Origin of the sequence: Corynebacterium sp. HMSC22B11 (assembly GCF_001815965.1) — a bacterium.
Lineage (GTDB): Bacteria > Actinomycetota > Actinomycetes > Mycobacteriales > Mycobacteriaceae > Corynebacterium.
Window position 1 is genome coordinate 1 of record NZ_KV823504.1, and the last position, 21,250, is coordinate 21,250.

Genomic DNA, 21,250 nt, shown 5'->3' on the forward strand with positions numbered 1-21,250 from the left:
GTGGTGCAATGCTCGATGAACTGGGTGAACACTGACGTGTTGGTGATGTCGTTTCGGTGTTTCACGCTGGAGGCGCCGCATTGTTTGCAGCGCCATCTGGTGGTGCCTTTGCTGGTGGTGCCGTTTCGTTTCATTTCACCGCCGCAGTAGCAGCGAGGTTGGTTCTTTGACATTGCGACACCACACCACGCCGCACATAGCACACCAACGCTGCCACACCGTGGATTTCCCGGCCTGAGGCCAGATATATGCTCCCGGAGCATATACTTTCCTGAAACCTACAGGTCAACCCCTGAAAATCGGCGATTCCGGACACACTTTTTGACCCTTAACCCTGGCTGGAAGGGGCGCCCTCAAGTGCTGACCCATCTTCGCGAACGTTGGGCGCAACTTGGAACGTGGGCTCAAATCGGTCTCATCCTTGCCTCGCTCGCCACGGTCGCGTGCCTTTTCTTTATCCCGCTGCCCTCCCCGCACACCATCCGCGACTGGGTGGGGTCAACTGGCCCCTGGGCGCCACTGGCATACCTGGTGTTGATGGTTCTGTGTACCCAGTTCCCGTTCCCTCGCACAGTCTGGACGCTGACCGCGGGGCTGATGTTTAACCCGTTGCTGGGCATCACACTGATGTTCCTGGGGCTCGCGCTGTCAGCCACCATCTCCGTGCTGATTTTCCGCCGCGTCGGCGGTCGGTGGCGGCCGGCCGAGGATGGTGACGACCCGCGCGTTGGGACCTTGCGCGAGCTGATTGAACAGCGTGGTTGGCTGGCCGTGCTGGGGCTCCGGCTCGTGCCAGCGGTGCCGTTCAGCTTGTTAAACTACGCCTGTGGCCTGGTGCGCATCCCCCTCCCGGGTTTCCTTTTTGCCACGGTGGTGGGCAGCGCTCCCAATACTGTTGGCCTCATCATCGCGACCAACAGCCTTACCTCCCAGCACATGGACTCCGGGACGCGAATGCTGTGGCTCGTGGCCTCGGCCCTGTTGATGCTGGCGGGCCTGGCTATCGCGTCCCGTGAGGCCTGGCTCTGGCGCAAGCTCGTGAGCAGCAGGCCTTAGAATAAAAATCACCGGCGCACACGCGCCGCTTTGTTTGGTGTGCCCCCGCCACCGCAGGCCACCAGCTAACGTCCCGCAGTTCCCAATAAGAAAGCTCTGACAGCAAGTGTTCGCAATTTTCGCTTCCTACCGTGGCCGGTCCCGCCGCCGGGCGGAATACGTCGAAGAGGTCACCGAAGCCTTCGCTAATGCGGACTCCGTTTTGAACGTGGAACAGGTCGGGGTCGAGGACCTGCTCTGCCACACCGAGGGGGCTGAGGAGACGCTCGCGGTGGTTCTGAGCCTGATCCAGGCCGGGGACTTCGCCATCGGTATCGGGCGGACGGTGACCATGGCTGAGAACTACCCAGAAGGCGCTGAGGAATGGGAGGAATTGGCACCGCACGAGCAGATGGCTGCCACGGGCGAGGTCGCTCGGCGGGCGGTCCGCATCCGGCAGCGGGCTGGCGAAGTGAGCGTCCGCCTGGAGCTTCCTGGCTCGGACCACACGCAGGCGCCGGCCAAGGGGACGGAGATCGCCGAAGATATTGCCGCCGCGTTTACCCTCATCGCCCATGTGTTGGCCCGGCGGACAAAGGAGGGGCGCGAGGCTACTGCCCTCCTGCGTTCCGGTTACTCGCAGTCGGAGGCAGCGGAGGTCGTCGGCATCTCCAAGCAGGCGATGAGCCAACGGCTCGCTTCTGCGGGTTGGCAGGCCGAGCAGGCCGGATGGAACCTTGCGGTGCACATGCTCGCCCGCGTGGACGAGCTGGGCTGACTCACACCGAGCTTGAGGCAACTGCCGAAGTTGGCACTGACCCTGCCTGGGGCCAACCGTGTGGCGCAAAACGCCCCGTGGAAATAAGGGTTGGCTACTCCCCGACCGTCACGAAGTCGATCAGCCGCTCCACTGCCCCGAGCAGCGAGGAATCGAGGTCCCGGAAGGTCTTCACGGAGGAATAGACCTTCCGCCAGCCATCCTGCGGGGTTCCCCAACCGAGTTGCTGGCACACCCCGGTCTTCCAATCGATCCCACGCGGAACGTGAGGCCAGGCTTTGATCCCAACTGAGGACGGCTTCACGGCTTCCCAGATATCGATATACGGGTGGCCGGTGACCATCACATGGGGGCCAAGGCTCTGCACGAGCCGCATTTCCTTGGTGCCTTCGATCAGGTGATCGGCGAGTACGCCGACCCGCCGATCCGCGGTGGGCTGGAACTCGGCGAGCCTCTCGTGGAGGTTGTCCAGGCCCTCGATGTACTCCACCACGATGCCCTCGACGCGGAGGTCGTGCCCCCAGACCCGCTCGACGATCGCGGCGTCGTGAATCCCCTCCACCCAGATACGGGAAGGGGCGGCGACCTTTGCTTCGACGTTGGCGACCCGTCGGGAACCAGAATTAGAGATCGTTGGCTGAGCGGGCACCTCGCGGGGCGCGACGTACCGGCTGAGGCTGACTCGCTGCCCCTCGAGGAGAAAACCGCCAGGGCGTAGCGGGAACAGGCGCTGGGAGCCATGGCGGTCCTCGAGCTTGACGCACCAGCCGTCGATCGTCTTCTCGCCGCCGACGACCTCTCCCACGAAGTCATCGGCGAGAACCTCGATGATCAGCCCAGGTTCGGCGGGCACCTCCGGGTACTGTGGCCGCTTCGTGCGGGCGTGACCTTGAAAAATGTCGCCTGCGTAGGGGTCGCGATTGTTGAAGCTCATGGCTGTCAAGCTTAGGCTAAGGCGGATGAAAGAGGTCGGTGGCGCAATGCCTAATGCTGAAACGAAGCGGCTGATCCGCAGCCAGCTGTGGTCCCCGGTGCAGAACACGTCCCTATGGTTGGCGTGGTGGCTGCATGGCGTCATTAGCACCGACGAGGTGATCGACTCCTTCCATGCGGTGCAGGGCCGGCATCACCGAGTGCTGGCCCGAGCCGGTGGGACGGTATCCGGAACTGCCGCAGAGGCGGATGAGGCCACCGGTTTGATCGACCTCCTCAAGACCGTGCGCGCAGTCACTGAGGGAGCACCCGTCGGCCTGGAACACCGGCCGTTGGTGAATTTGGTGCTGGCTGGAATGGGGGATCCGCCCCCACTGCCGGCCGGCGAGGCCGCTTCGGCGGTCGCCGCGGCGGGTGCAGGGATTGCCTTTGCGGACGCGACCCCAGATGTCCACCACGTCGCCGTGCCCGAGATCGTTGATTCCTCGGTGATCTACTGGCACTGGCACACCGCCGAGGGCCGGGCTCCGCAACTGCCAACCAACGGGCCGGGCGACGCGGATGCGATGTTGCGGCAGGCGACGGATCGGGCGGTTGCAGGAATCGAATCCAGTGGAGTGATAGTTCGCTGGCCCACCGGCTCGGTCGAGCCACGGATGTTGGTGGGGGCGCTGAGCGATGCTTTCGGTGTGCCGGGGTTGCCGGTGAACGTTCCCTCGCGCGCGGAGAAGCTCATGGCTCGTGCGGACTATGTCGCGGCCATTATTGATGTCGCGCGGAATTCGGCGCCGCAGTCAAGCCTCGACCCTTTTCTCCTGCCGCTGGGGCGGGCGGTGCGTATCGCTCGGATGACCGCGGTGGATTACGCACAACGAGAACTGCTCCGTTAGTCAAGTCATCCACCTTGACTAACGGAGCAGTTCCCTAGGAGCTCTTCTAGCGTCTCATCACTCGATCATGCGCACCGCGTAGGGGCTCATGCCGTTGTAGCGGACGTCGGAAATCTTGACCACATCGCCCGACTGCGGGGCCTCGATCATCTTCCCGTCGCCCAGGTAGATCGCGACGTGGAACTCGGCGTTCGGTCCCCAGAAGAGCATGTCGCCACGCTTGATCTCCGAGACCGGGATCTTGCGACCCTGGTTGTACTGGTAGCCGGTGTAGTGACCGATATCCAGGCCCACTGCGGCGAAGGCGTAGAGGGTCAGACCGGAGCAGTCGAAACCGATCTTCTGGTAGTCGCCGTACGTGTCAGCCACACCCCAGTCGCGGATTCCGAGCGTCGGGCCATTGGCGTTTCCGCCGCCCCAGGCGTATTGCACGCCGAGCTGGCTCATCGCGCGGTCGATCACACGCTCGATCTTCTCTTCAGCGGTACCGCTGGTGTCGACGGTGGTGTCCGCGGCCGGCAGGTTGTCGTTATCCGGTGCCGTGACCGGTGGCATCTCGCCGGGGCGCTCCTCCTGAAGGCCCGTCTCCGGGTTGATCAGGATGCCCTGGGACTCAGCCTGCTGCGCCGGGTTGTCGCTCTGATCCTGGGTCTCTGCCTCTGCGGTCTGCTCGGCCTGCTGTTCAGCGGGCTCCTGCGCAGACTCAGGGGTGGTCGCAGGAGTGGTCGCCGTCTGGTTCTGTGATGGCGCCTCAGTGGCGCTCGGGGCGGTCTGCGCGGTCTGTGCGCTGCCTGCGTTAGCGACGAGCTGATCGTAGTGCTGACCGGCGGTATTCCGGCCTGCTTCCCCGGCGGCGCGCAGCGCGGCGGCACGATCCTGCCCATTGGCGGTGGCGGTGGCGCCTGCCCGGAAGGCGTCTTGGCCGGCTGCAATCAGGCCGTCGATAGCCTTCTGACGGTGGTCGTCGCCAGCGTTGGACTGCTCGAAGGTAGCAGGTGTCTCCGGTGCAGCAATTACCGCGGTATCCGGCATAGGTGCCTCGGATGGCGCCTGGGTCTCGGTAGATGCTGCAGTGCTTTCAGCAGTGTTGTTGCCGGACGTCGCTTCCTCAGTCTGCGGGGTGTTCTGCTGTGGTGCGCTCGGCTGCTCGGACTTCTTATCGGAGTCCTTCTCCGCCTTTTTCTCGACCAGGTTCGCGGCCTTCTCCGCTGCAGCACGCTTTTCAAAGGAGGAAGCCTTGGGCTTCTGGTTTGCTAGCGTCTCGATCGCGCTCTTGGCTGCGCGAAGCTTTGCCTGAGCCTGCTCGGCCTGGCGCTTGAGCTTCTGGTACTCCGCCGAGATCTGCTGCAGCCGCTGCTGGGAGTTGCGCAGCGTGTCCACGGCAGTCTGGTGCGCCTTGACCGCGTGCTGCACCGCGTTATCCGCGGCCTCGCGGGACGCGCGCAGGCGAGACTCCTCGTTCGCGCTCTGGGTGCGAGACAAGTCTAGACGGTTGACTACGCCCTGCTGCTTCTCCGTCGCGAGACGAACATAGCTGGCGCGATCCATCTGGGACGCGGCGGAATCGGCGCCCGCGGCGAGAGTGACCGGAGCCGTGTGGCCGCCCTGCTTATATGCGGAGCGAGCAATTTCGTTCAGCTTTTCCTGGGCGGTGTTGACGTCCTTTTCGGCGCTGTCGAGCCGCTTGCGCGCGGACAGCGTCTTATCCTGCGCTTCCTGGGCGGCCTTCTGGCTACGCTCCAGGTCCACGCGGGACTTATTTGCTGCTTCGCGGATGCCGCCCATCTGGTTGAGGATGTTGTCAACCTCGGACTGCTTGCTGGACGTCTGATCCACCAGGTCCGCGAGATATGCCTCAACGGACTCCTGGTCGTCTGCTAGTGCGGGTGCGGTGGCCGTGTGCGCATAGATGCCGGCGGTCACAGCGACCGCGAGAAGAGTGCGACTAGACCGCGCGATGTTTGCCGTGTCGTTACGGCCGATGCTCGGGCGAGATAGCACGTTAAAGGTCTCCTGGTTGACGGTGGACATCCACAAGAAGGTCACCCGCGGTCCGGTTTATCTCACTTCCCCATGAGATGAAGCACGGTCCAGGGGGGTGTCCGAAGGTTTCGGTGCAGCTCGAGTAACTCGAGTGCCTTCCTGTTTCAGTCGATGACGTTCAAAACCCTAGGGCACAAATGCATAACTGAGCGACTCAATTCACATAAGTATCAAATTAAACACACGCCACTTTGGTCATGCCACATGGCTTGACCAGCGAAAAGGTAAAGAATTGGCAACATTGTGAGGTGGGTCACAATTTGGAAGATGCTGGCGTGTCTGCTTGAAGGGTGCAAGAAAGCGTGTAAATCGCTCAACTCTCGATTAAGGTCTGTCAAGCCTATGGGGTTGACCCCAATTTTTGCCAGTCCGGTTGTATGGTTTTCTTCGCTTTTTCGTGACCTTTGGGGCCTTAAAATGCGCGGAACTGAAGACTTGCCTGTTATTGCCCTGGTGATCCGGTGGAGGCGAGCTGGGGTGATGCGGCTAAAAGTTAAGGGGTGGAGCTTCGGACACGCGCGTATCGCTGAACTGTGTGCGGACCCCTGCGGCTACTTTTGTTTTGCTAGCGGCGCCGCTGCGCGAACAGTGCGGTGATCGCAATCGAGAGAATGGTGATTCCCAGCAGGCCGTTGCTGACGGCAGTTGTAGGTGTTGCTGTGTTTTCTACCGCGCTGAGGAAGTTCTCGACGGCATCCGCGCTGAGGTTGCCGTGGAGCTTTCCGTGGTTTCGTTCCAGGGTGAAGCGTGGGTAGAGGTCGGACACTGACGTTCCCCACTTTGGCGTCATCACGAGAGTCGTGTCCGAACATGTCGCGTCGTGGAGGATTTGCGCGAGGTCGCGTTCGGTCGCTGGCTCTAGCTGGGTGCTGTTAACTACCGCGAGCTGAATCCGCGACCCCCCTTCCGCATCGTCCAGTGCGGCACGCATTCCCGAGACTTCAGGTTCCACGCGAGCCTCAAGTTTGGGATCCACCCACAGGGGACCCTCCTCGAGCCCGCTAATGATCTGCGGGGCATCGATTCCCAACTTGGCGAACTTTTTTACGGTGTCTGGATGGGGTGAGGTGGCTACGGAACACGAAGTGTTGGCCATGAGATCTCCATCCGGAACTTTAAAGGGGAACTTGAGGGTTTGGTTCCATGAAGTGTAGATCATGGCTGTCTCGTCATGCATCTCGGAACGGAAATTCAGTTTTCTCTTGGGGCGCTGCGCAGCCCGTGGGTGTTCGGGGGTAATGCTCCCGCGGGGAGCGATAGCGAAAGATTTCTAAACGTAACGGCCGTACTGTTAATGTCGGTGGCAGACGTCACCGGGAAAACCTGCATAATAGAGGTGTACTCCCCGTGCTACGTCCACGACGAACTCCGGGACGTAATTTTAAGGAGCGCTCCCCCGCGCTCCAGCCCGCGGAGCGACTTATCGACTACGAGAAGAGACTCAGGAGCTAATAGTGACTGAAAGCATCAACTCCTTCGACGCGAAGGGCACGCTGGAGGTTGGCGAGAAGAGCTACGACATCTTCCGCCTGTCCGCAGTGCCTGGCATGGAGAAGCTCCCTTATTCCCTGAAGGTGCTTGGCGAGAACCTGCTGCGGAACGAGGATGGTAAGAACATCACCCGTGAGCACATCGAGGCCATTGCGAACTGGGATCCTAAGGCTGACCCATCCATCGAGATCCAGTTCACCCCGGCTCGTGTGATCATGCAGGACTTCACCGGCGTGGCCTGCATCGTTGACCTCGCAACCATCCGTGACGCAGTGGTCTCCCTGGGCGGCGACGCCGACCAGGTCAACCCACTGAACCCGGCTGAGATGGTCATCGACCACTCCGTCATCATCGAGGCCTTCGGTTCTGACCAGGCCTTCGAGCAGAACGTTGAGATCGAATACCAGCGCAACGAGGAGCGCTACAAGTTCCTCCGTTGGGGCACCGGCGCCTTCGAGAACTTCCGCGTCGTTCCTCCGGGAACCGGTATCGTCCACCAGGTCAACATCGAGTACCTTGCTCGCTCCGTCTTCGAGAAGGATGGCGTGGCCTACCCGGATACCTGTGTTGGTACCGACTCCCACACCACCATGCAGAACGGCCTGGGCATCCTGGGCTGGGGTGTCGGTGGCATCGAGGCCGAGGCTGCAATGCTCGGCCAGCCGATCTCCATGCTCATCCCGCGCGTCGTCGGCTTCAAGCTCAGCGGCGAGATTCAGCCGGGCGTGACCGCAACCGACGTCGTCCTGACCATCACCGACATGCTGCGTCAGCACGGCGTCGTCGGTAAGTTCGTCGAGTTCTACGGCGCAGGCGTTGCCGAGCTGCCGCTCGCAAACCGCGCAACCATCGGCAACATGTCCCCAGAGTTCGGCTCCACCGCCGCGATGTTCCCGATCGACCAGGAGACCGTCGACTACTTGGCTCTGACCGGCCGCGACCAGGAGACCCTGGACCGCGTCGAGGCTTACGCCAAGGAGCAGGGCATGTGGCTCGACCCGGAGGCCGACGTCGAGTACTCCGAGTACCTCGAGCTGGACCTGTCCACCGTCGTTCCGTCCATCGCTGGCCCGAAGCGTCCGCAGGACCGCATCGAGCTCACCGACTCCAAGTCCCAGTTCCGCAAGGATCTGCACAACTACATCGACACCGCAGTCGGCGAAGAGGGCGGCGCCTTCGACGCAGAAGGCCCAAGCACGAACGACACCTCGAAGGCTGAGGGCACCCCGGCCTCCGCTGCTGATGCCAAGGGCAACCTGCCGTCCGCAGCCGCTGGTGCTGAAGGCCGTCCGTCCGCTCCGACCACCGTGAACTACAACGGTCAGGACATGGAGCTGGACCACGGTATGGTCGCCATCGCGTCCATCACCTCCTGCACCAACACCTCCAACCCGTCCGTCATGCTCGGCGCAGGCCTGCTGGCACGCAACGCACGCAAGAAGGGCCTGAAGGCTGCACCATGGGTCAAGACCTCCATGGCACCGGGCTCCCAGGTCGTCACCGGCTACTACGAGAAGGCCGGCCTGTGGGAGGACCTCGAGGCAATGGGCTTCTACCTCGTCGGCTACGGCTGCACCACCTGTATCGGTAACTCCGGCCCGCTGCCAGAGGAGATCTCCGAGGGCATCAACCGTTCCGACCTGGCTGCCACCGCAGTCCTGTCCGGTAACCGTAACTTCGAGGGTCGCATCAACCCGGACGTCAAGATGAACTACCTGGCGTCCCCGATCCTCGTCATCGCTTACGCCATCGCCGGCACCATGGACTTCGACTTCGAGACCCAGCCGCTGGGTCAGGACCAGGACGGCAACGACGTCTTCCTGAAGGACATCTGGCCATCCACCGAGGAGATCCAAGAGGTCATCAAGTCCTCCATCTCCAAGGAGATGTACGTCTCTGACTACGCCGACGTCTTCAAGGGCGACGAGCGCTGGCAGGGCCTGGACGTCCCGACCGGCAAGACCTTCGACTGGGATCCAAAGTCCACCTACGTCCGCAAGGCTCCGTACTTCGATGGCATGAGCCGCGAGCCGGAGGCAGTTGAGAACGTCGAGGGCGCACGCGTCCTGGCTCTGCTGGGCGACTCCGTCACCACCGACCACATCTCCCCTGCTTCCACCATTAAGCCGGGCACCCCGGCTGCTCAGTACCTCGACGAGAACGGCGTTGCCCGCAAGGACTACAACTCCCTCGGCGCACGTCGTGGTAACCACGAGGTCATGGTCCGCGGTACCTTCGCGAACATCCGTCTGCAGAACCAGCTGCTGGACGGCGTTGCAGGTGGCTACACCCGCGACTTCACCCAGGAGGGTGGCCCACAGTCCTACATCTACGACGCTGCAATGAACTACAAGGAGCAGAACACTCCTCTCGTGGTTCTCGGCGGCAAGGAGTACGGCACCGGCTCCTCCCGTGACTGGGCTGCAAAGGGCACCCTGCTGCTCGGCGTTAAGGCCGTCATCGCAGAGTCCTTTGAGCGCATCCACCGCTCCAACCTCATCGGTATGGGCGTTGTTCCGCTGCAGTTCCCAGAGGGCGAGTCCTGGAAGTCCCTGGGCATCGAGGGCACCGAGACCTTCGACATCACCGGTCTGGAGAAGCTCAACGAGGGCGAGACCCCGAAGACCGTGAAGGTCGTCGCTACCAAGGAGAACGGCGAGAAGATTGAGTTCGACGCCGTGACCCGTATCGACACCCCGGGCGAGGCTGACTACTACCGCAACGGCGGTATCCTGCAGTTCGTCCTGCGCAACATGATGGACGAGAACAAGTAGTTCTCTCCATCCGCTGAGGGGCCTTCCGGCCTAGCCGGTGGGCCCCTCTCCCCTTTTCTTAAACTTTTCGACCCCGCGCGACCCCACCCCCAATCCCGAAGGTGCGCAATCAAGGAATCCGCCATGCCCATCGTCAGCGACCGTGAACTATCCCGCCGCCGTCGGGAGATTATCGAGCAAGCCCGTGGTTGCTTCGCGCAATATGGCTACGAGGGGGCGACCGTCGCCCGGCTGGAGAAGGCCACCGGAAAGACCCGGGGTGCGATTTTCCACCACTTCGCGGACAAGGAAGCCCTGTTCCTCGCGGTGGTGCGGGAGGACGCCGCCCGCCAGGCGGAGGTCGTGTCGAACCACGGCCTCATTGAGGTCATGCGGCACATGATCACGCACCCGGAGACCAACAGCTGGTACATCACCCGTGCGGAAACGGTCCGTAAGCTGCGCACCGACCCGGACTTCGAGGCGCGGTGGCGCAAGCACCAGCAGGTGCTCGATGCCGCCGTCCGGACCCGCCTGTCCCATAATGTCTCGATGCGCACCGACGTGCCCCTGGAGGTCATCCAGACCTACCTCGAGACCGTCATGGACGGTCTGATGGCGAAGATGGCGGAGGGGGCCGACACCGCGCAGCTCGAGAAGATGCTCGACCTCGTCGAGCAGTCGGTGCGCGGCGAGTAGCCCCCGCGGTTAGACGTCGGCGACCGGGCCCGTTCCGTTTTCGAAGTCGAGCGGGTTGCGGTCAAACGCCGCCCCTCGCCCGACGGACTCGACGATGACGTCAGCGACCAGCTCGCGCGCCGTCTCGGAGGCGGGGTCCATGGTGCCGTCCAGCACCGGCGGACCAGACGAACACATCGAAGGGGCTCAGTAGACGCGCCCAATCCTCTGTGCTGATCGTAGTGAGATCGCGCACAATCACGGTCGCACCCTCGTCGACGAGATTTTGGACGTGCTCGGGGTTGCGGACCAGGGCCGTGACGCTGTGGCCTGCTGCGACGAGCTTCGGGATGCTGTGGCGCGAGACGTTCCCGCCGGCGCCAAGGGCAAGAACATGCTGCTTTTTCATGGCGCCCACCCTACACCCGTTTCTAGGCGCATTTTTCCAGGTCTATACTGGCCGCATGTATGCAATCATTACCACTACCGGCAAGGATCGCCCCGGTGTTATCGCCGCCGTCGCGAAGGCGGCAGCCGACGAGGGCCTGAATATCGTCGACGTCTCCCAGACCATCATGGATGACTTCTTCACCATGATCATGCGCGTGGAGCTGCCGGAAACAGACGTGGATATGGGCGCCCTCCAGGAGGCCTTTGACGCCGCGGGCCAGCCGCTGGGCATGGTCGTGCGCATCCAGTCTGAGGCTCTGTTCAGCGCCATCAACGATATTTAAGGCGGCCCGGCGTGAACTTCGAATTCTCTTCTGCCCGCTTCCTCGAGGTCATCCGGATGATCGAGGACTACCGTCTGGACATCCGCACGGTGACGATGGGCATTTCACTCATCGGCTGCACCCGCTCCACCATGGAGGCCACGGCTCAGGCGGTCTACGATCGCGTGACCGAGCGCGCCCGCGACCTGGTGCCGGTGTGTGAGGGTATCGAGCGTGAGCTGGGCATCCCGATCGTGAACAAGCGGGTTTCCGTCTCCCCCGTCTCCCTCGTCGCCGCCGGCGTGGAGGGTAACCCGGTGGAGATCGCCAAGGCGCTGGACCGCGCCGCCGGTGAGCTGGGCGTGAACTTCGTCGGTGGCTACTCCGCGCTGGTGGAGAAGGGCGCGACGACCTCCGACGAGCGGCTCATCCGCTCCATTCCCGAGGCGCTGTCCACCACCGGCGCGGTCTGCGGCTCGGTGAACGTCGCGACCTCCCGTGCTGGCGTGAACATGGACGCCGTCGGACTGATGGGCCAGGTCGTCAAGGAGGCAGCTGAGCTGACCAAGGACGAGTCCTCCATCGCCTGCGCGAAGCTCGTGGTCTTTGCCAATGCAGTCGGCGACAACCCGTTCATGGCGGGTGCCTTCCACGGCATCGAGGAGCCGGACACGGTGATCTCCGTCGGTGTCTCCGGACCGGGCGTGGTGAACAACGCCATCTCCCCGATGGCTGGCGCCTCCCTCAACGAGATCGCTGAGGAGATTAAGAAGGCTGCCTTCAAGATCACCCGCGCGGGCCAGCTGGTCGGCACGATGGCCGCCGAGCGCCTCGGCGTGCCCTTCGGCATCGTCGACCTCTCCCTCGCCCCGACCGCCGAGGTGGGCGACTCGGTTGCGCACGTGCTTGAGAGCATGGGCCTGGACCAGGTTGGTACCCATGGCACGACCGCAGCATTGGCCCTGCTCAATGACGCGGTGAAGAAGGGTGGCATGATGGCCTGCTCTCGCGTGGGCGGGCTGTCCGGCTCCTTCATCCCGGTTTCCGAGGACAAGGGCATGATCGATGCTGTGCGTGAGGGCTCCATCACCATGGACAAGCTTGAGGCCATGACCAGCATCTGCTCGGTCGGCTTCGACATGATCGCCATCCCGGGTGATACCTCGGCGGAGCGCATCGCCGGCATGATTGCCGACGAGGCCGCCATCGGCGTGATGAACCATAAGACCACCGCCGCTCGCCTCATCCCAGTGCCGGGCACGAAGCCGGGCGATGAGGTCAACTTTGGTGGCCTGCTGGGCTACGCCCCGGTCATCCCGGTGAACGCGAAGGGCAACGACGCCTTCGTCCACCGCGGCGGTTTCATCCCCGCCCCGGTCCACGGCTTCCGCAACTAGCTTGTTAACCCTTGACCCTCACATTGTGTGAGGGTTTAGGTTTAAAGGGTGAGAATTTCTGATGTCGCTGCCGCAGCAGGATGCTCGGTTCGCTCCGTACGGCACCTGCATGAAATTGGCGCGGTTGCCGAGCCATCCCGCACTAGCGGAAATTATCGAGACTATTCGGTTAAAGACCTTGCGGCGGTCGTTAGAGCCCGGGCTCTTATTGACGCAGGCGTTCCTGTTGCAGACGTTGGCGCAACAGATACGGAAGATTTAAAAAACGCCGTGTCCCGGTCCCTGTACCTGCTGGATAGGCGAATTGCGCATCTCCAACAACAGCGGGAACGGTTATCCACGTTGGCTGCAAACCCTACGGGCACGCCGAAAGAGCTTAGAGGCAAGCTTCGGGGCGTGATAGAGGACGAACAGGCACTACAGCGTGAATTGGATGCGTGGGATCTAATGGCGTTTACAGGAGTAGCCACTGCTGCCACGTGGGAACAGCTTCGACGTAACTTGGATGATCCGCATTGCGTCAGATCCGAGCGTGAAGTCCGTCGACTCTGGAGCTTACTTGGAGAGCTGCGGCCGCGAGACAACGCAGTTAGATCAATCACTGGAAAGCTCCGCGCACTGCTTCCGAAAGGGCTGTTGAGAGATATTCTTCCAACCCTGCGCCATGGCTCGGTACTACTCACTGCGGGTGATGTTCCCACCCGTGGCGCGCAGCGGGTGGTACTGAAGGAACTGGCGGAGCAGTTTGATGCATAAAGTTATCACGGTTTTACTGAAGCATCCTGGCTTCCGACTCGCTCGATACGAACTGGGCCTCTACCACGATTTGTTTCGGTGGATGCGGGGAGACAGCCTGGTGCCTGAAGGGGCGGAGCCACTTCCCCACCCACCTGGACGATTGCAGATGCTCTTATGCGTGATTGCGATCCTTTTTATCGAGATGGTGGTTGTCCATCTACTCTTGCCGGAAGACACTGTGCGCCTCGTTGTGCTCTTACTATCAGTATGGGGTGTCGTGTACATCTGCGCGCTGATTGCTAGTGAGCGGATCCGTCCCAGCTACGTTGCGGATCCAGGAATAGTTCTGCGTCGGGGAAAGATTGTGTTTGTCGAGATTCCTGCAGAACTCGTGGCAGAAAAACACAGTGAGCGCACGTTCGCGTCTGCCATTTTTATAGACGATGACACGCTCACAGTTGGCGGAACTGCCGGGACCGACACTCTCCTGGTGCTCAATAAACCGGTGAATGCTACGGGTGATCGCTTCCCATGGCAAAAGGTACACCCACAAGCAATCTCGCGTATTCGTTACTACGCAGGAAAATCTTGGCGTGGTGCTTATTATTAATTTTTCGTCTACCGTATGTCCCTTGCTTCGTTAAGCCCGTTCATAGAACGATCAGTCACCAGGATCGCCCACAGCGCCTAATGATCGGCGCTGTGCTTGGCTTCAGCTCGGTTTTCCGAGTCCGCAGCTGTGCCACGGCGTATCCTGGGGACACTTTGTTGTCGAGAACACAGCGACGAGGGGCCACAGCTTTGACGCAGCCGACGCGCATGCCGCGCACACAACTGAAGTTCAAATCCGGGCTCGAGAACCCGCTGGTGCCCGAGCGAGACGAGGACTACTACGCCAGCCCCAACCCGATGCGGGACCACAGCGGGGTCTTCGAGGCAGTGAACGCGGCCGGGTCTGCGCCCTATCGGGGAGCGCTGCCCGGGCGCATCGCTTTCTTCCTGATCTTCGTGCTCTTCGGTAGCGTGTTCGCGCTGATTGGCTTCCGGTTCCTGCTCAGCGGTCTGAGTGATACCGGGTCATGGCGCGATAAATTCGACGTCATCGACATCGGCTTTGCCGCCCTCGGCAGCCTCTTTGTCTTCGTCGGGGCGTACGCGATCTCACGCGACGTTTCCCGGCACAGGCGGATCATCACGGCCTGGAAGAATGGCTGGATCGACTACTACCCTGCGTTGGTTGGGCAGTTCTATCACTGCCGCACCGATGTCAGCAGCTCCCGGGACTCCGGTCGAACGTTTTATTACTACTACCGGGCACCGCTGAAAGTGCTCCACCCCGATGGCTCGCTGAAGGAGATGCATTCCTTCGAGTTTCAGATGAAGCGCAACCCCGACTGGTACCGTACACGTTTCAGCATGGCGAGCTCGGCGGAGGATGCCAAGTTAGATGACTGGAACAATAACGGCTGGGCGATCGTCGGAATTAGCCGCCGCCCCGGTCAGACCCACGCGGAGCTGGACTCGGGGCTGACGGAGAAGCAGCGCGAAGCCGTCTTCAACCTCGCTGAGCGCAACTGGTTCGGGAGGACCGGCTGGTCCTGGTAAGCGCCGACTGCGAACCGGCACACCGTGCCGGACAGCCAACCAGCCAACCAACCGCCCAGACAGACGGGCCTAGGCCAGCTCGACGATCTCCATGTACTCGTCGTTCCACAGGTCCTCCACACCATCGGGCAGGACGATGACCCGCTCCGGCTCCAAAGCCCGCACGGCACCCGGGTCGTGGGTCACCAGCACCACTGCGCCCTCGTAGGTGCGCAGCGCGTCCAAGACCTGCTCTCGGGACTGCGGGTCCAGGTTATTCGTCGGCTCGTCGAGCAACAGCACGTTCGCCCGCGAGGAGACCAGCGTGGCAAGGGCCAGGCGCGTCTTCTCACCGCCCGAGAGCGTGCCCGCGGGCTGATCCAACTTCTCCCCAGAGAACATGAACGCGCCCAGCAGGCTGCGCAGCTCCTGCTCATCGGCGTCGGGGCAAGCGTCGATGGCGTTCTGCCATACGGACTTTTCCCCGTCGATGGTGTCGTGCTCCTGGGCGAAGTAGCCGATCTTGAGCCCGTGGCCCGTGACGATGCCGCCCTCCCCGTCCGTGCGCTCCACCCCGGCCAGCAGCTTCAGCAGCGTGGTCTTACCGGCACCGTTGAAGCCCAGGACGACCACTCGGCTGCCCTTGTCGATCGCCAGGTCTACGCCCGCGAAGACCTCCAGGGAGCCGTACATCTTGGTCAGCCCCTTGGCGAACAGCGGGGTTTTGCCACAGGGCGCAGGTTTCGGGAAACGGATCGAGGCGACCTTATCCTCGACGCGCACCTCGTCCAGTTGGTCCAGCATCCGCTCGGCGCGGGCCACCATCTGCTTGGCGGCGCGGGCCTTGTTCGCCTTCGCTCCGAACTTATCCGCCTGCTTCTTCAGCGCGGAGGCCTTCTTCTCCGCGTTGGCCCGTTCCCGACGTCGACGCGCCTCGTCCAGGGCGCGGGCGTCCAGGTACTTCTTCCATCCCATGTTGTAGACATCCGCCTCGGCGCGGACCGCGTCGAGGAACCAGACGCGGTTGCAGACCGCCTCGATGAGCTCGACGTCGTGGGAGATCATGATCAGCCCACCCTCGTGCTTGGAGAGGAAGTCCTTCAGCCAGGCGATGGAGTCCGAGTCCAGGTGGTTGGTCGGCTCGTCGAGCAGCAGGGTGGTCTTGGATCGCCCGGAGCCGGCCGTGGCGGCGAAGAGGATCTGGGCGAGCTCCACGCGGCGGCGCTGACCCCCCGAGAGGGTCTTCAGTTGCTGGTCGAGCACGCGTTCTGGGAGTCCCAGCGCGTCGCAGATGCGGGCGGCTTCGGCATTGGCCTCGTAGCCGCCCAGCGAGTGGTACTGCTCCTCCAGGCGGGAGTATTTACGGATCGCGGAGTCGCGCTTGGAGGCCGAGGTTGCGGTCTCCATGATCTCCTGCTGGCGCTCCATGGATTGGCGGATCCGGTCGAGCCCGCGGGCCGAGAGGACGCGGTCTCGGGCAGTTTGCTCGATGTCCCCTTCCTTCGAGTCCTGCGGCAGGTAGCCCAGTTCCCCGGAACTGACGACACTGCCGCCATAAGGCTCGGTCTCCCCCGCCAGGATCCGCATCGTGGTGGTCTTCCCAGCCCCGTTGCGGCCCACCAGCGCGATGCGGTCGCCCGGCTGCACCCGCAGGTGCTCGCCGGGGGCGGTGAGGAGGGTGCGTGCGCCCACCCGAACTTCCAGATCCTTCGTCACAATCACAGGCAATACCCTAACACTGCCGGGCCCTTGGCTAGATTGGGGGCATGAGCTGGAGTATTAGCGCAGCCCCGGCGGTGCCCGCCCGGGGTGCCGGTCCGCGTCGAATCAACGTCATTGGTTTGGGGCCAGCGGGTGCGATCCTCGCGCTGCGCGCCGTCGAGCGTGGCTGGCAGGTGCACGGCTACGATCCCGGTTCACGCCCGCAAGCAGCGGGGGCAGACGCGTGGCCAGCCTGGCCCGCCACCTATGGTGCCTTCGCCCCGGAGGTCCCCGACTGGGCAGGCAGCTTCTTCTCCCCCGCCGAATCGATCCGCGTGACCCCCACCCCGGGGGTCACCACGCCGCTGGGCTTTGGCTACCGCATGATGGACAAGGACGGCCTGCGCACGGCGGCGGCAAAGGCGGTGGAGCGCACCGGGGGAAGCCTGCACGCCGAAGCTATCGCCGAGGAGCAATTCGCCGACTTGCCGGGGCTCACGGTGGACTGCCGCGGGGCGGCCACCGGTGGGGCGCTGTGGCAGATCGCGCTGGGCTACGTGCTTCGCCCGGTGCGTGGGGCCAGCGCCACGCTGTCCCAGGCGCTGACCACCCCGACCCTCATGGATTGGACAGCCTCCCCTGCGGCGGAACCCGGTGGCTTCAAGCCCAGCTTCCTCTATGTCCAGCGCCTCCCTGAAGGCTGGCTGGCTGAGGAGACGATCCTGGCGAGCACGTCCCGCCCCACCGACGCTGACTTCGCCCTGCTGCGCTCCCGGCTCGAAGCGCGGCTGGCTCGCCTCCAGGGTGAGGGGTGGCGGGAGGAGCTGGAGATCGCCGAGGAGGAGCTCGTCGCCATTCCGATGGGCACCACCGCTGCTGGCTCAGCGGTGCACACCTTCGGTGCCCGAGACGGCTTTATCCATCCCGCGACCGGCTATTCGGTTGGCACGACGCTGCAGGAGGTGGAGTGCTTCCTCGACCGTGCCGAGTTGATGCCCACCGGGATCAGGCGCGTTGGGTTGAGCTGTGCGGGGCTGGCCCGCCGGGCGAACGTGACCCTGGCCCGGGCCCTGCGGCGCATTGGATCCCTGCTGCTCGCCGAGGCTAACACCACGGACGTCCAAAGCTTCTTCGCTGCCTTCTTCTCCCTGCCCACCGCCGACCAGCTGGCCTACCTCTCGGGCCGCAGCGGGCTGCGCACCGCCCGGACAATGTGGCGGCTAAGGAAAAACACCGGGTGGACTCACCCGGTGTTGCTCCCCCTCTATCGCCGCCCCTGGCGCTACCTACGTTTCGGCCTGCAGCGAAACTAGACCGAGAAGCCGAGGTAGCGCAGCTGCTCGCGGCCTTCCTCGTTGATCATCTGCGGGCCCCAGGCCGGGGTCCAGACCCAGTTGATCTGCAGGTCCTCGTACTCCTGGAGAGTGCTCAGGACCGCGGTCTGCGCCTGGTCCTCAATCATGTCGTGCAGCGGGCACGCCGGGGAGGTCAGCGTCATGTTGATCATGACGGTCTTGCCCTCATCCCAGACGTCGTAGACCAGGCCGAGGTCAACGACGTTGATGCCCAGCTCCGGGTCGATGACGTCCAGCAGGCACTCCTCGATCTTGCCGTAACGCTCAAGATCCTCCGGGCTCGGGTTCGCCGGTGGCTCCGGGACCTCGTTGAGCGGCGATGGGTCCATCTCCGGGCTGGAAGGGTTCTGTTCAGACATTGCTTTCCTCGCTTTGGGGGTTGGGCTTAAGTGCCGTGAAAGAAACGGTGGGTTGTCGGTTAACGGTTGATCTTTAAGCGTTCTCGGTCTGCTCGGGTGGCGTGACGCCCGCGTCGATCGCGGCGGCCTCGAAGGCCTTCCAGCCCAGCAATGCGCACTTCACGCGGGCCGGGTACTTGGAGACACCGCTAAAGGCGATGCCGTCGCCGATGAGGTCCTCGTCGCCCTCCAGCTTGCCGCGGGAGGTGATCATCTTCTCGAACTCGGCGAGCTTCGCGAAGGCCTCCGTGACCGGCAGGCCCACGATCTCATCGGCCATCACTGACGTGGAGGCCTGGCTAATCGAGCAGCCCACTGCGTCGTAGGAGATGTCCTGAACCGTCTTGTGGTCCTCGCTCAGGTGCACCCGCAGCGTTAGCTCGTCACCACAGGAGGTGTTCACGTGGAAGACCTCCGCGTCATAAGGCTCGCGCAGGCCGGCGTGCTCCGGGTGCTTGTAATGGTCCAGGATGACCTCCTGGTACATCTGTTCCATTCTCATGTATTTTCACCACCGTTTTGAAGGTTGAGGTTGTGTAGTTGGGTTCAGGTTATCCGCTACGCGAGGGCGTTGACGTCCCAAAAAGGAAGCGTAACCACCCCGGCGGCGGGGCTAGACGCCGAAGAACTCCTGCGCCTTGCGGATGCCCTCGACGAGCCGGTCGATCTCCCACTTCTCGTTATAGACGTAGAAGCTGGCGCGAGCCGTGGCCTGCACGCCCAGGCAGGTGTGGGCCGGCCACGCGCAGTGGTGGCCCACCCGGATGGAGACTCCCTGGTCGTCCAAGATCTGACCCAGGTCGTGCGGGTGGATTCCATCGACCACCATGCTCACCGCGCTACCCCGGTTGTGCATATCCGTTGGACCGATGATCCGCAGGCCCGGGATCTCGCTGAGCTGCGCCAGCGCATAGGCGGTGAGCTCGTGCTCGTGGGCGGCGACCTTATCCATGCCCAGCTCGTTGAGGTAAGCCACCGCGGCACCAAGCCCCACGACCTGGGAGGTCATCTGGGTGCCCGCCTCGAACTTCTGCGGAGCGTCGGCGAAGGTGGAGCCCTCCATCGTCACCTTCTGGATCATCGATCCGCCGGTGAGGAACGGTGGCAGCACCCGCAGGTGCTCCTTCTTGCCGTACAACACGCCCACGCCGTTGGGCCCCAGCATCTTGTGCCCGGAGAACGCTGCGAAGTCCACATCCAGGTCGTGGAAGTCCACGGCCATGTGCGGCACGGACTGGCAGGCATCCAACACGAAGAGTGCGCCGACCTCGCGAGCCCGCCGCACAGCCTCCTTGACGTCCAGCACCGCACCGGTGACATTGGACTGGTGAGTCAGAGCCACGACCTTCGTCTTCTCGCTGAGCTGCAGGCTGTCCAGGTCGATGCGGCCATCCTCAGTGGCGCGGAACCACTTCAGGGTTGCGCCCGTGCGACGTGCCAGCTCCTGCCAGGGCACGAGGTTGGCGTGGTGCTCCAGCTCGGAGACGACGATCTCGTCGCCTTCGGTGACCTGCAGCTCCCCTGCCCGCGAGTCCCCCAGGACGAAGGCTACCTCGTTGAGTGCCTCGGTGGCGTTCTTCGTGAAGGCGATCTCCTCATCCGCCGCACCAACGAAGGCCGCGATGGCCTCGCGGGCGCCCTCATAAGCGTCGGTGGCCTCCTCCGCGATCTGGTAGGCACCGCGGTGGACCGGGGCGTTGTGCTTGGTCAGGAAGTCACGCTCCGCGTCCAGCACCTGCAGGGGGCGCTGCGCGGTCGCCCCGGAATCGAGGTAGATCAGCGGCTGGCCGTCCCGAACGGTGCGGGAAAGGATGGGGAAATCCTGTCGGATCGCTTGGGTGTCGAGATGAGTATCAACCATGAAAACCTTCGATTCTTCGCTTCTCTATCCGCAGCGACGCGGTTGAAGCATTCCTGCGGGGATTGAAAACCCACCCCAGGGGGTCGCGGGGTGGGACTTTCGGTGCGTGTTTAGGCGTTGACGAACTTGTCGTAGCCCTCGTTCTCCAGCTGCTCTGCCAGCTCCGGGCCACCGGAGGTGACGATGCGGCCACCAGCGAAGACGTGCACGTGATCTGGCTTCACGTAGTTCAGGATGCGCTGGTAGTGCGTGATCATCAGCACGCCGCCGTTCTCGCGCTCCTGGTAGCGGTTGATGCCCTCAGAGACGATGCGCAGGGCGTCGACGTCCAGGCCGGAGTCGGTCTCGTCCAGGATGGCGAACTTCGGCTTCAGCAGGCCGAGCTGCAGCACCTCGTGGCGCTTCTTCTCGCCGCCGGAGAAGCCCTCGTTGACGGAACGCTCGGAGAAGGACGGGTCGATGTCCAGTTCCTTCATCGCCTCGCGGGCCTCCTTAACCCACTCACGCAGCTTCGGAGCCTCACCACGGGTGGCGGTGGCTGCGGAGCGCAGGAAGTTGGCCATGGATACGCCCGGCACCTCGGTCGGGTACTGCATCGCCAGGAACAGGCCTGCGCGGGCACGCTCATCGACATCCAGGTCAAGGAGGTTCACGCCGTCGAGCAGCACCTCGCCCTCGGTGACCTCGTAGCGCGGGTGACCGCTGATGGCGTAGGCCAGGGTGGACTTACCGGAGCCGTTCGGCCCCATGATGGCGTGGGTCTCGCCGGAGTTGATGGTGAGGTTCACGCCGTTGAGGATCTTCTTCGGCTCGTCGTTCTCGTCCGAGGGCAGGACCTGGGCGTGGAGGTTCTTGATCTCAAGAGTGCTCATACTAGTGATGTTTCCTTTGAAAGATTCTTG

General features: G+C 63.1%; 21 protein-coding genes and 1 pseudogene. 11 read left to right on the forward strand and 11 right to left on the reverse strand.

What is annotated here, in order from left to right; translation table 11 throughout:
* Nucleotides 1-173, reverse strand: a pseudogene (locus tag HMPREF3088_RS10405) (IS256 family transposase); the annotation flags it as partial.
* Between the two features lie 184 nt (nucleotides 174-357).
* Here HMPREF3088_RS10405 and HMPREF3088_RS06075 point away from each other — a divergent pair.
* Nucleotides 358-1,056 (forward strand): TVP38/TMEM64 family protein, encoded by a 699-nt coding sequence (locus tag HMPREF3088_RS06075; RefSeq protein ID WP_070758896.1) that lies wholly within the window; start codon nucleotides 358-360, stop codon nucleotides 1,054-1,056.
* Between the two features lie 106 nt (nucleotides 1,057-1,162).
* Nucleotides 1,163-1,813 (forward strand): DNA-binding protein, encoded by a 651-nt coding sequence (locus HMPREF3088_RS06080; RefSeq protein ID WP_070758897.1) that lies wholly within the window; start codon nucleotides 1,163-1,165, stop codon nucleotides 1,811-1,813.
* Between the two features lie 94 nt (nucleotides 1,814-1,907).
* Here HMPREF3088_RS06080 and HMPREF3088_RS06085 read toward each other — a convergent pair whose 3' ends face one another.
* The gene (locus tag HMPREF3088_RS06085; RefSeq protein ID WP_070758898.1) at nucleotides 1,908-2,747 is read right to left on the reverse strand and encodes a DUF3097 domain-containing protein; all 840 of its coding nucleotides are present in this window, start codon (nucleotides 2,745-2,747) and stop codon (nucleotides 1,908-1,910) included.
* On the opposite strand from HMPREF3088_RS06085, the gene HMPREF3088_RS06090 reads away from it, so the two are divergent.
* A complete protein-coding gene (locus HMPREF3088_RS06090; protein ID WP_070759061.1) occupies nucleotides 2,734-3,636 on the forward strand; it encodes a hypothetical protein in 903 nt (300 codons plus the stop codon). The genes HMPREF3088_RS06085 and HMPREF3088_RS06090 overlap by 14 nt on opposite strands.
* Before the next feature lie 57 nt (nucleotides 3,637-3,693).
* Here the strand turns inward: HMPREF3088_RS06090 and HMPREF3088_RS06095 are convergent, their stop codons facing one another.
* Nucleotides 3,694-5,667, reverse strand: coding sequence for a DIP1281 family NlpC/P60 protein (locus HMPREF3088_RS06095; RefSeq protein WP_070759062.1), 1,974 nt, complete (start codon nucleotides 5,665-5,667; stop codon nucleotides 3,694-3,696).
* Nucleotides 5,668-6,244: 577 nt separating this feature from the next.
* The gene (locus HMPREF3088_RS06100; protein WP_070759063.1) at nucleotides 6,245-6,775 is read right to left on the reverse strand and encodes an Rv1476 family membrane protein; all 531 of its coding nucleotides are present in this window, start codon (nucleotides 6,773-6,775) and stop codon (nucleotides 6,245-6,247) included.
* Nucleotides 6,776-7,133: 358 nt separating this feature from the next.
* Between HMPREF3088_RS06100 and HMPREF3088_RS06105 the strand changes: the two genes are divergently transcribed.
* Both HMPREF3088_RS06105 and HMPREF3088_RS06110 read left to right on the forward strand, forming a co-directional pair.
* On the forward strand, nucleotides 7,134-9,944 hold the full coding sequence (locus tag HMPREF3088_RS06105; RefSeq protein ID WP_070758899.1) for an aconitate hydratase: 2,811 nt from the start codon (nucleotides 7,134-7,136) through the stop codon (nucleotides 9,942-9,944).
* Nucleotides 9,945-10,067: 123 nt separating this feature from the next.
* Nucleotides 10,068-10,622, forward strand: a complete 555-nt coding sequence (locus HMPREF3088_RS06110) for a TetR/AcrR family transcriptional regulator (protein ID WP_070758900.1) — start codon at nucleotides 10,068-10,070, stop codon at nucleotides 10,620-10,622.
* A 9-nt stretch (nucleotides 10,623-10,631) separates the two neighbouring features.
* Here the strand turns inward: HMPREF3088_RS06110 and HMPREF3088_RS10720 are convergent, their stop codons facing one another.
* Both HMPREF3088_RS10720 and HMPREF3088_RS06115 read right to left on the reverse strand, forming a co-directional pair.
* Nucleotides 10,632-10,799, reverse strand: a complete 168-nt coding sequence (locus HMPREF3088_RS10720; protein ID WP_246818102.1) for a hypothetical protein — start codon at nucleotides 10,797-10,799, stop codon at nucleotides 10,632-10,634.
* On the reverse strand, nucleotides 10,723-11,010 hold the full coding sequence (locus tag HMPREF3088_RS06115; RefSeq protein WP_246818078.1) for an NAD(P)H-binding protein: 288 nt from the start codon (nucleotides 11,008-11,010) through the stop codon (nucleotides 10,723-10,725). Before HMPREF3088_RS06115 ends, HMPREF3088_RS10720 begins: the two co-directional genes overlap by 77 nt.
* 55 nt (nucleotides 11,011-11,065) lie before the next feature.
* Between HMPREF3088_RS06115 and HMPREF3088_RS06120 the strand changes: the two genes are divergently transcribed.
* The 5 genes from HMPREF3088_RS06120 (at nucleotide 11,066) to HMPREF3088_RS06140 (ending at nucleotide 15,054) form a co-directional block, all read left to right on the forward strand.
* Nucleotides 11,066-11,335 carry an ACT domain-containing protein gene (locus tag HMPREF3088_RS06120; protein WP_070758901.1) on the forward strand — a complete coding sequence of 90 codons (270 nt, stop codon included), beginning with the start codon at nucleotides 11,066-11,068 and terminating at the stop codon, nucleotides 11,333-11,335.
* An 11-nt stretch (nucleotides 11,336-11,346) separates the two neighbouring features.
* Nucleotides 11,347-12,711, forward strand: coding sequence for a PFL family protein (locus HMPREF3088_RS06125; RefSeq protein WP_070758902.1), 1,365 nt, complete (start codon nucleotides 11,347-11,349; stop codon nucleotides 12,709-12,711).
* A gap of 48 nt (nucleotides 12,712-12,759) precedes the next feature.
* On the forward strand, nucleotides 12,760-13,467 hold the full coding sequence (locus HMPREF3088_RS10195; RefSeq protein ID WP_083317341.1) for a MerR family transcriptional regulator: 708 nt from the start codon (nucleotides 12,760-12,762) through the stop codon (nucleotides 13,465-13,467).
* A complete protein-coding gene (locus HMPREF3088_RS06135; protein WP_070758904.1) occupies nucleotides 13,460-14,059 on the forward strand; it encodes a hypothetical protein in 600 nt (199 codons plus the stop codon). Before HMPREF3088_RS10195 ends, HMPREF3088_RS06135 begins: the two co-directional genes overlap by 8 nt.
* A gap of 209 nt (nucleotides 14,060-14,268) precedes the next feature.
* Nucleotides 14,269-15,054, forward strand: a complete 786-nt coding sequence (locus HMPREF3088_RS06140) for a hypothetical protein (RefSeq protein WP_246818079.1) — start codon at nucleotides 14,269-14,271, stop codon at nucleotides 15,052-15,054.
* 69 nt (nucleotides 15,055-15,123) lie between these two features.
* Here HMPREF3088_RS06140 and HMPREF3088_RS06145 read toward each other — a convergent pair whose 3' ends face one another.
* Nucleotides 15,124-16,755 carry an ABC-F family ATP-binding cassette domain-containing protein gene (locus tag HMPREF3088_RS06145; RefSeq protein WP_070758905.1) on the reverse strand — a complete coding sequence of 544 codons (1,632 nt, stop codon included), beginning with the start codon at nucleotides 16,753-16,755 and terminating at the stop codon, nucleotides 15,124-15,126.
* A gap of 44 nt (nucleotides 16,756-16,799) precedes the next feature.
* Between HMPREF3088_RS06145 and HMPREF3088_RS06150 the strand changes: the two genes are divergently transcribed.
* On the forward strand, nucleotides 16,800-18,047 hold the full coding sequence (locus HMPREF3088_RS06150) for a lycopene cyclase family protein (protein WP_083317342.1): 1,248 nt from the start codon (nucleotides 16,800-16,802) through the stop codon (nucleotides 18,045-18,047).
* Here HMPREF3088_RS06150 and HMPREF3088_RS06155 read toward each other — a convergent pair.
* From HMPREF3088_RS06155 to sufC, 4 genes are all read right to left on the reverse strand, one after another.
* Nucleotides 18,044-18,448 carry a metal-sulfur cluster assembly factor gene (locus HMPREF3088_RS06155; protein ID WP_070758906.1) on the reverse strand — a complete coding sequence of 135 codons (405 nt, stop codon included), beginning with the start codon at nucleotides 18,446-18,448 and terminating at the stop codon, nucleotides 18,044-18,046. The genes HMPREF3088_RS06150 and HMPREF3088_RS06155 overlap by 4 nt on opposite strands.
* A gap of 73 nt (nucleotides 18,449-18,521) precedes the next feature.
* Nucleotides 18,522-18,989, reverse strand: a complete 468-nt coding sequence (gene sufU / locus HMPREF3088_RS06160) for a Fe-S cluster assembly sulfur transfer protein SufU (RefSeq protein ID WP_070758907.1) — start codon at nucleotides 18,987-18,989, stop codon at nucleotides 18,522-18,524.
* A 111-nt stretch (nucleotides 18,990-19,100) separates the two neighbouring features.
* A complete protein-coding gene (locus HMPREF3088_RS06165) occupies nucleotides 19,101-20,348 on the reverse strand; it encodes a cysteine desulfurase (protein ID WP_070758908.1) in 1,248 nt (415 codons plus the stop codon).
* A gap of 110 nt (nucleotides 20,349-20,458) precedes the next feature.
* Nucleotides 20,459-21,220, reverse strand: a complete 762-nt coding sequence (sufC, locus tag HMPREF3088_RS06170; protein WP_070758909.1) for a Fe-S cluster assembly ATPase SufC — start codon at nucleotides 21,218-21,220, stop codon at nucleotides 20,459-20,461.
* Nucleotides 21,221-21,250 lie beyond the last annotated feature (30 nt).

Excerpts from the sequence above, each read along its gene's own strand:
- HMPREF3088_RS06085 (WP_070758898.1), bottom strand. The coding sequence starts at position 2,747 with ATGAGCTTCAACAATCGCGACCCCTACGCAGGCGACATTTTTCAAGGT.
- HMPREF3088_RS06150 (WP_083317342.1), top strand. The coding sequence starts at position 16,800 with ATGAGCTGGAGTATTAGCGCAGCCCCGGCGGTGCCCGCCCGGGGTGCC.
- sufC (WP_070758909.1), bottom strand. The coding sequence starts at position 21,220 with ATGAGCACTCTTGAGATCAAGAACCTCCACGCCCAGGTCCTGCCCTCG.
- HMPREF3088_RS10720 (WP_246818102.1), bottom strand. The coding sequence starts at position 10,799 with ATGTGTTCGTCTGGTCCGCCGGTGCTGGACGGCACCATGGACCCCGCC.
- HMPREF3088_RS06135 (WP_070758904.1), top strand. The coding sequence starts at position 13,460 with ATGCATAAAGTTATCACGGTTTTACTGAAGCATCCTGGCTTCCGACTC.
- HMPREF3088_RS06110 (WP_070758900.1), top strand. The coding sequence starts at position 10,068 with ATGCCCATCGTCAGCGACCGTGAACTATCCCGCCGCCGTCGGGAGATT.
- HMPREF3088_RS06095 (WP_070759062.1), bottom strand. The coding sequence starts at position 5,667 with ATGTCCACCGTCAACCAGGAGACCTTTAACGTGCTATCTCGCCCGAGC.
- HMPREF3088_RS06115 (WP_246818078.1), bottom strand. The coding sequence starts at position 11,010 with ATGAAAAAGCAGCATGTTCTTGCCCTTGGCGCCGGCGGGAACGTCTCG.
- HMPREF3088_RS06120 (WP_070758901.1), top strand. The coding sequence starts at position 11,066 with ATGTATGCAATCATTACCACTACCGGCAAGGATCGCCCCGGTGTTATC.
- HMPREF3088_RS06155 (WP_070758906.1), bottom strand. The coding sequence starts at position 18,448 with ATGTCTGAACAGAACCCTTCCAGCCCGGAGATGGACCCATCGCCGCTC.
- sufU (WP_070758907.1), bottom strand. The coding sequence starts at position 18,989 with ATGAGAATGGAACAGATGTACCAGGAGGTCATCCTGGACCATTACAAG.
- HMPREF3088_RS06140 (WP_246818079.1), top strand. The coding sequence starts at position 14,269 with ATGCCGCGCACACAACTGAAGTTCAAATCCGGGCTCGAGAACCCGCTG.
- HMPREF3088_RS06100 (WP_070759063.1), bottom strand. The coding sequence starts at position 6,775 with ATGGCCAACACTTCGTGTTCCGTAGCCACCTCACCCCATCCAGACACC.
- HMPREF3088_RS06165 (WP_070758908.1), bottom strand. The coding sequence starts at position 20,348 with ATGGTTGATACTCATCTCGACACCCAAGCGATCCGACAGGATTTCCCC.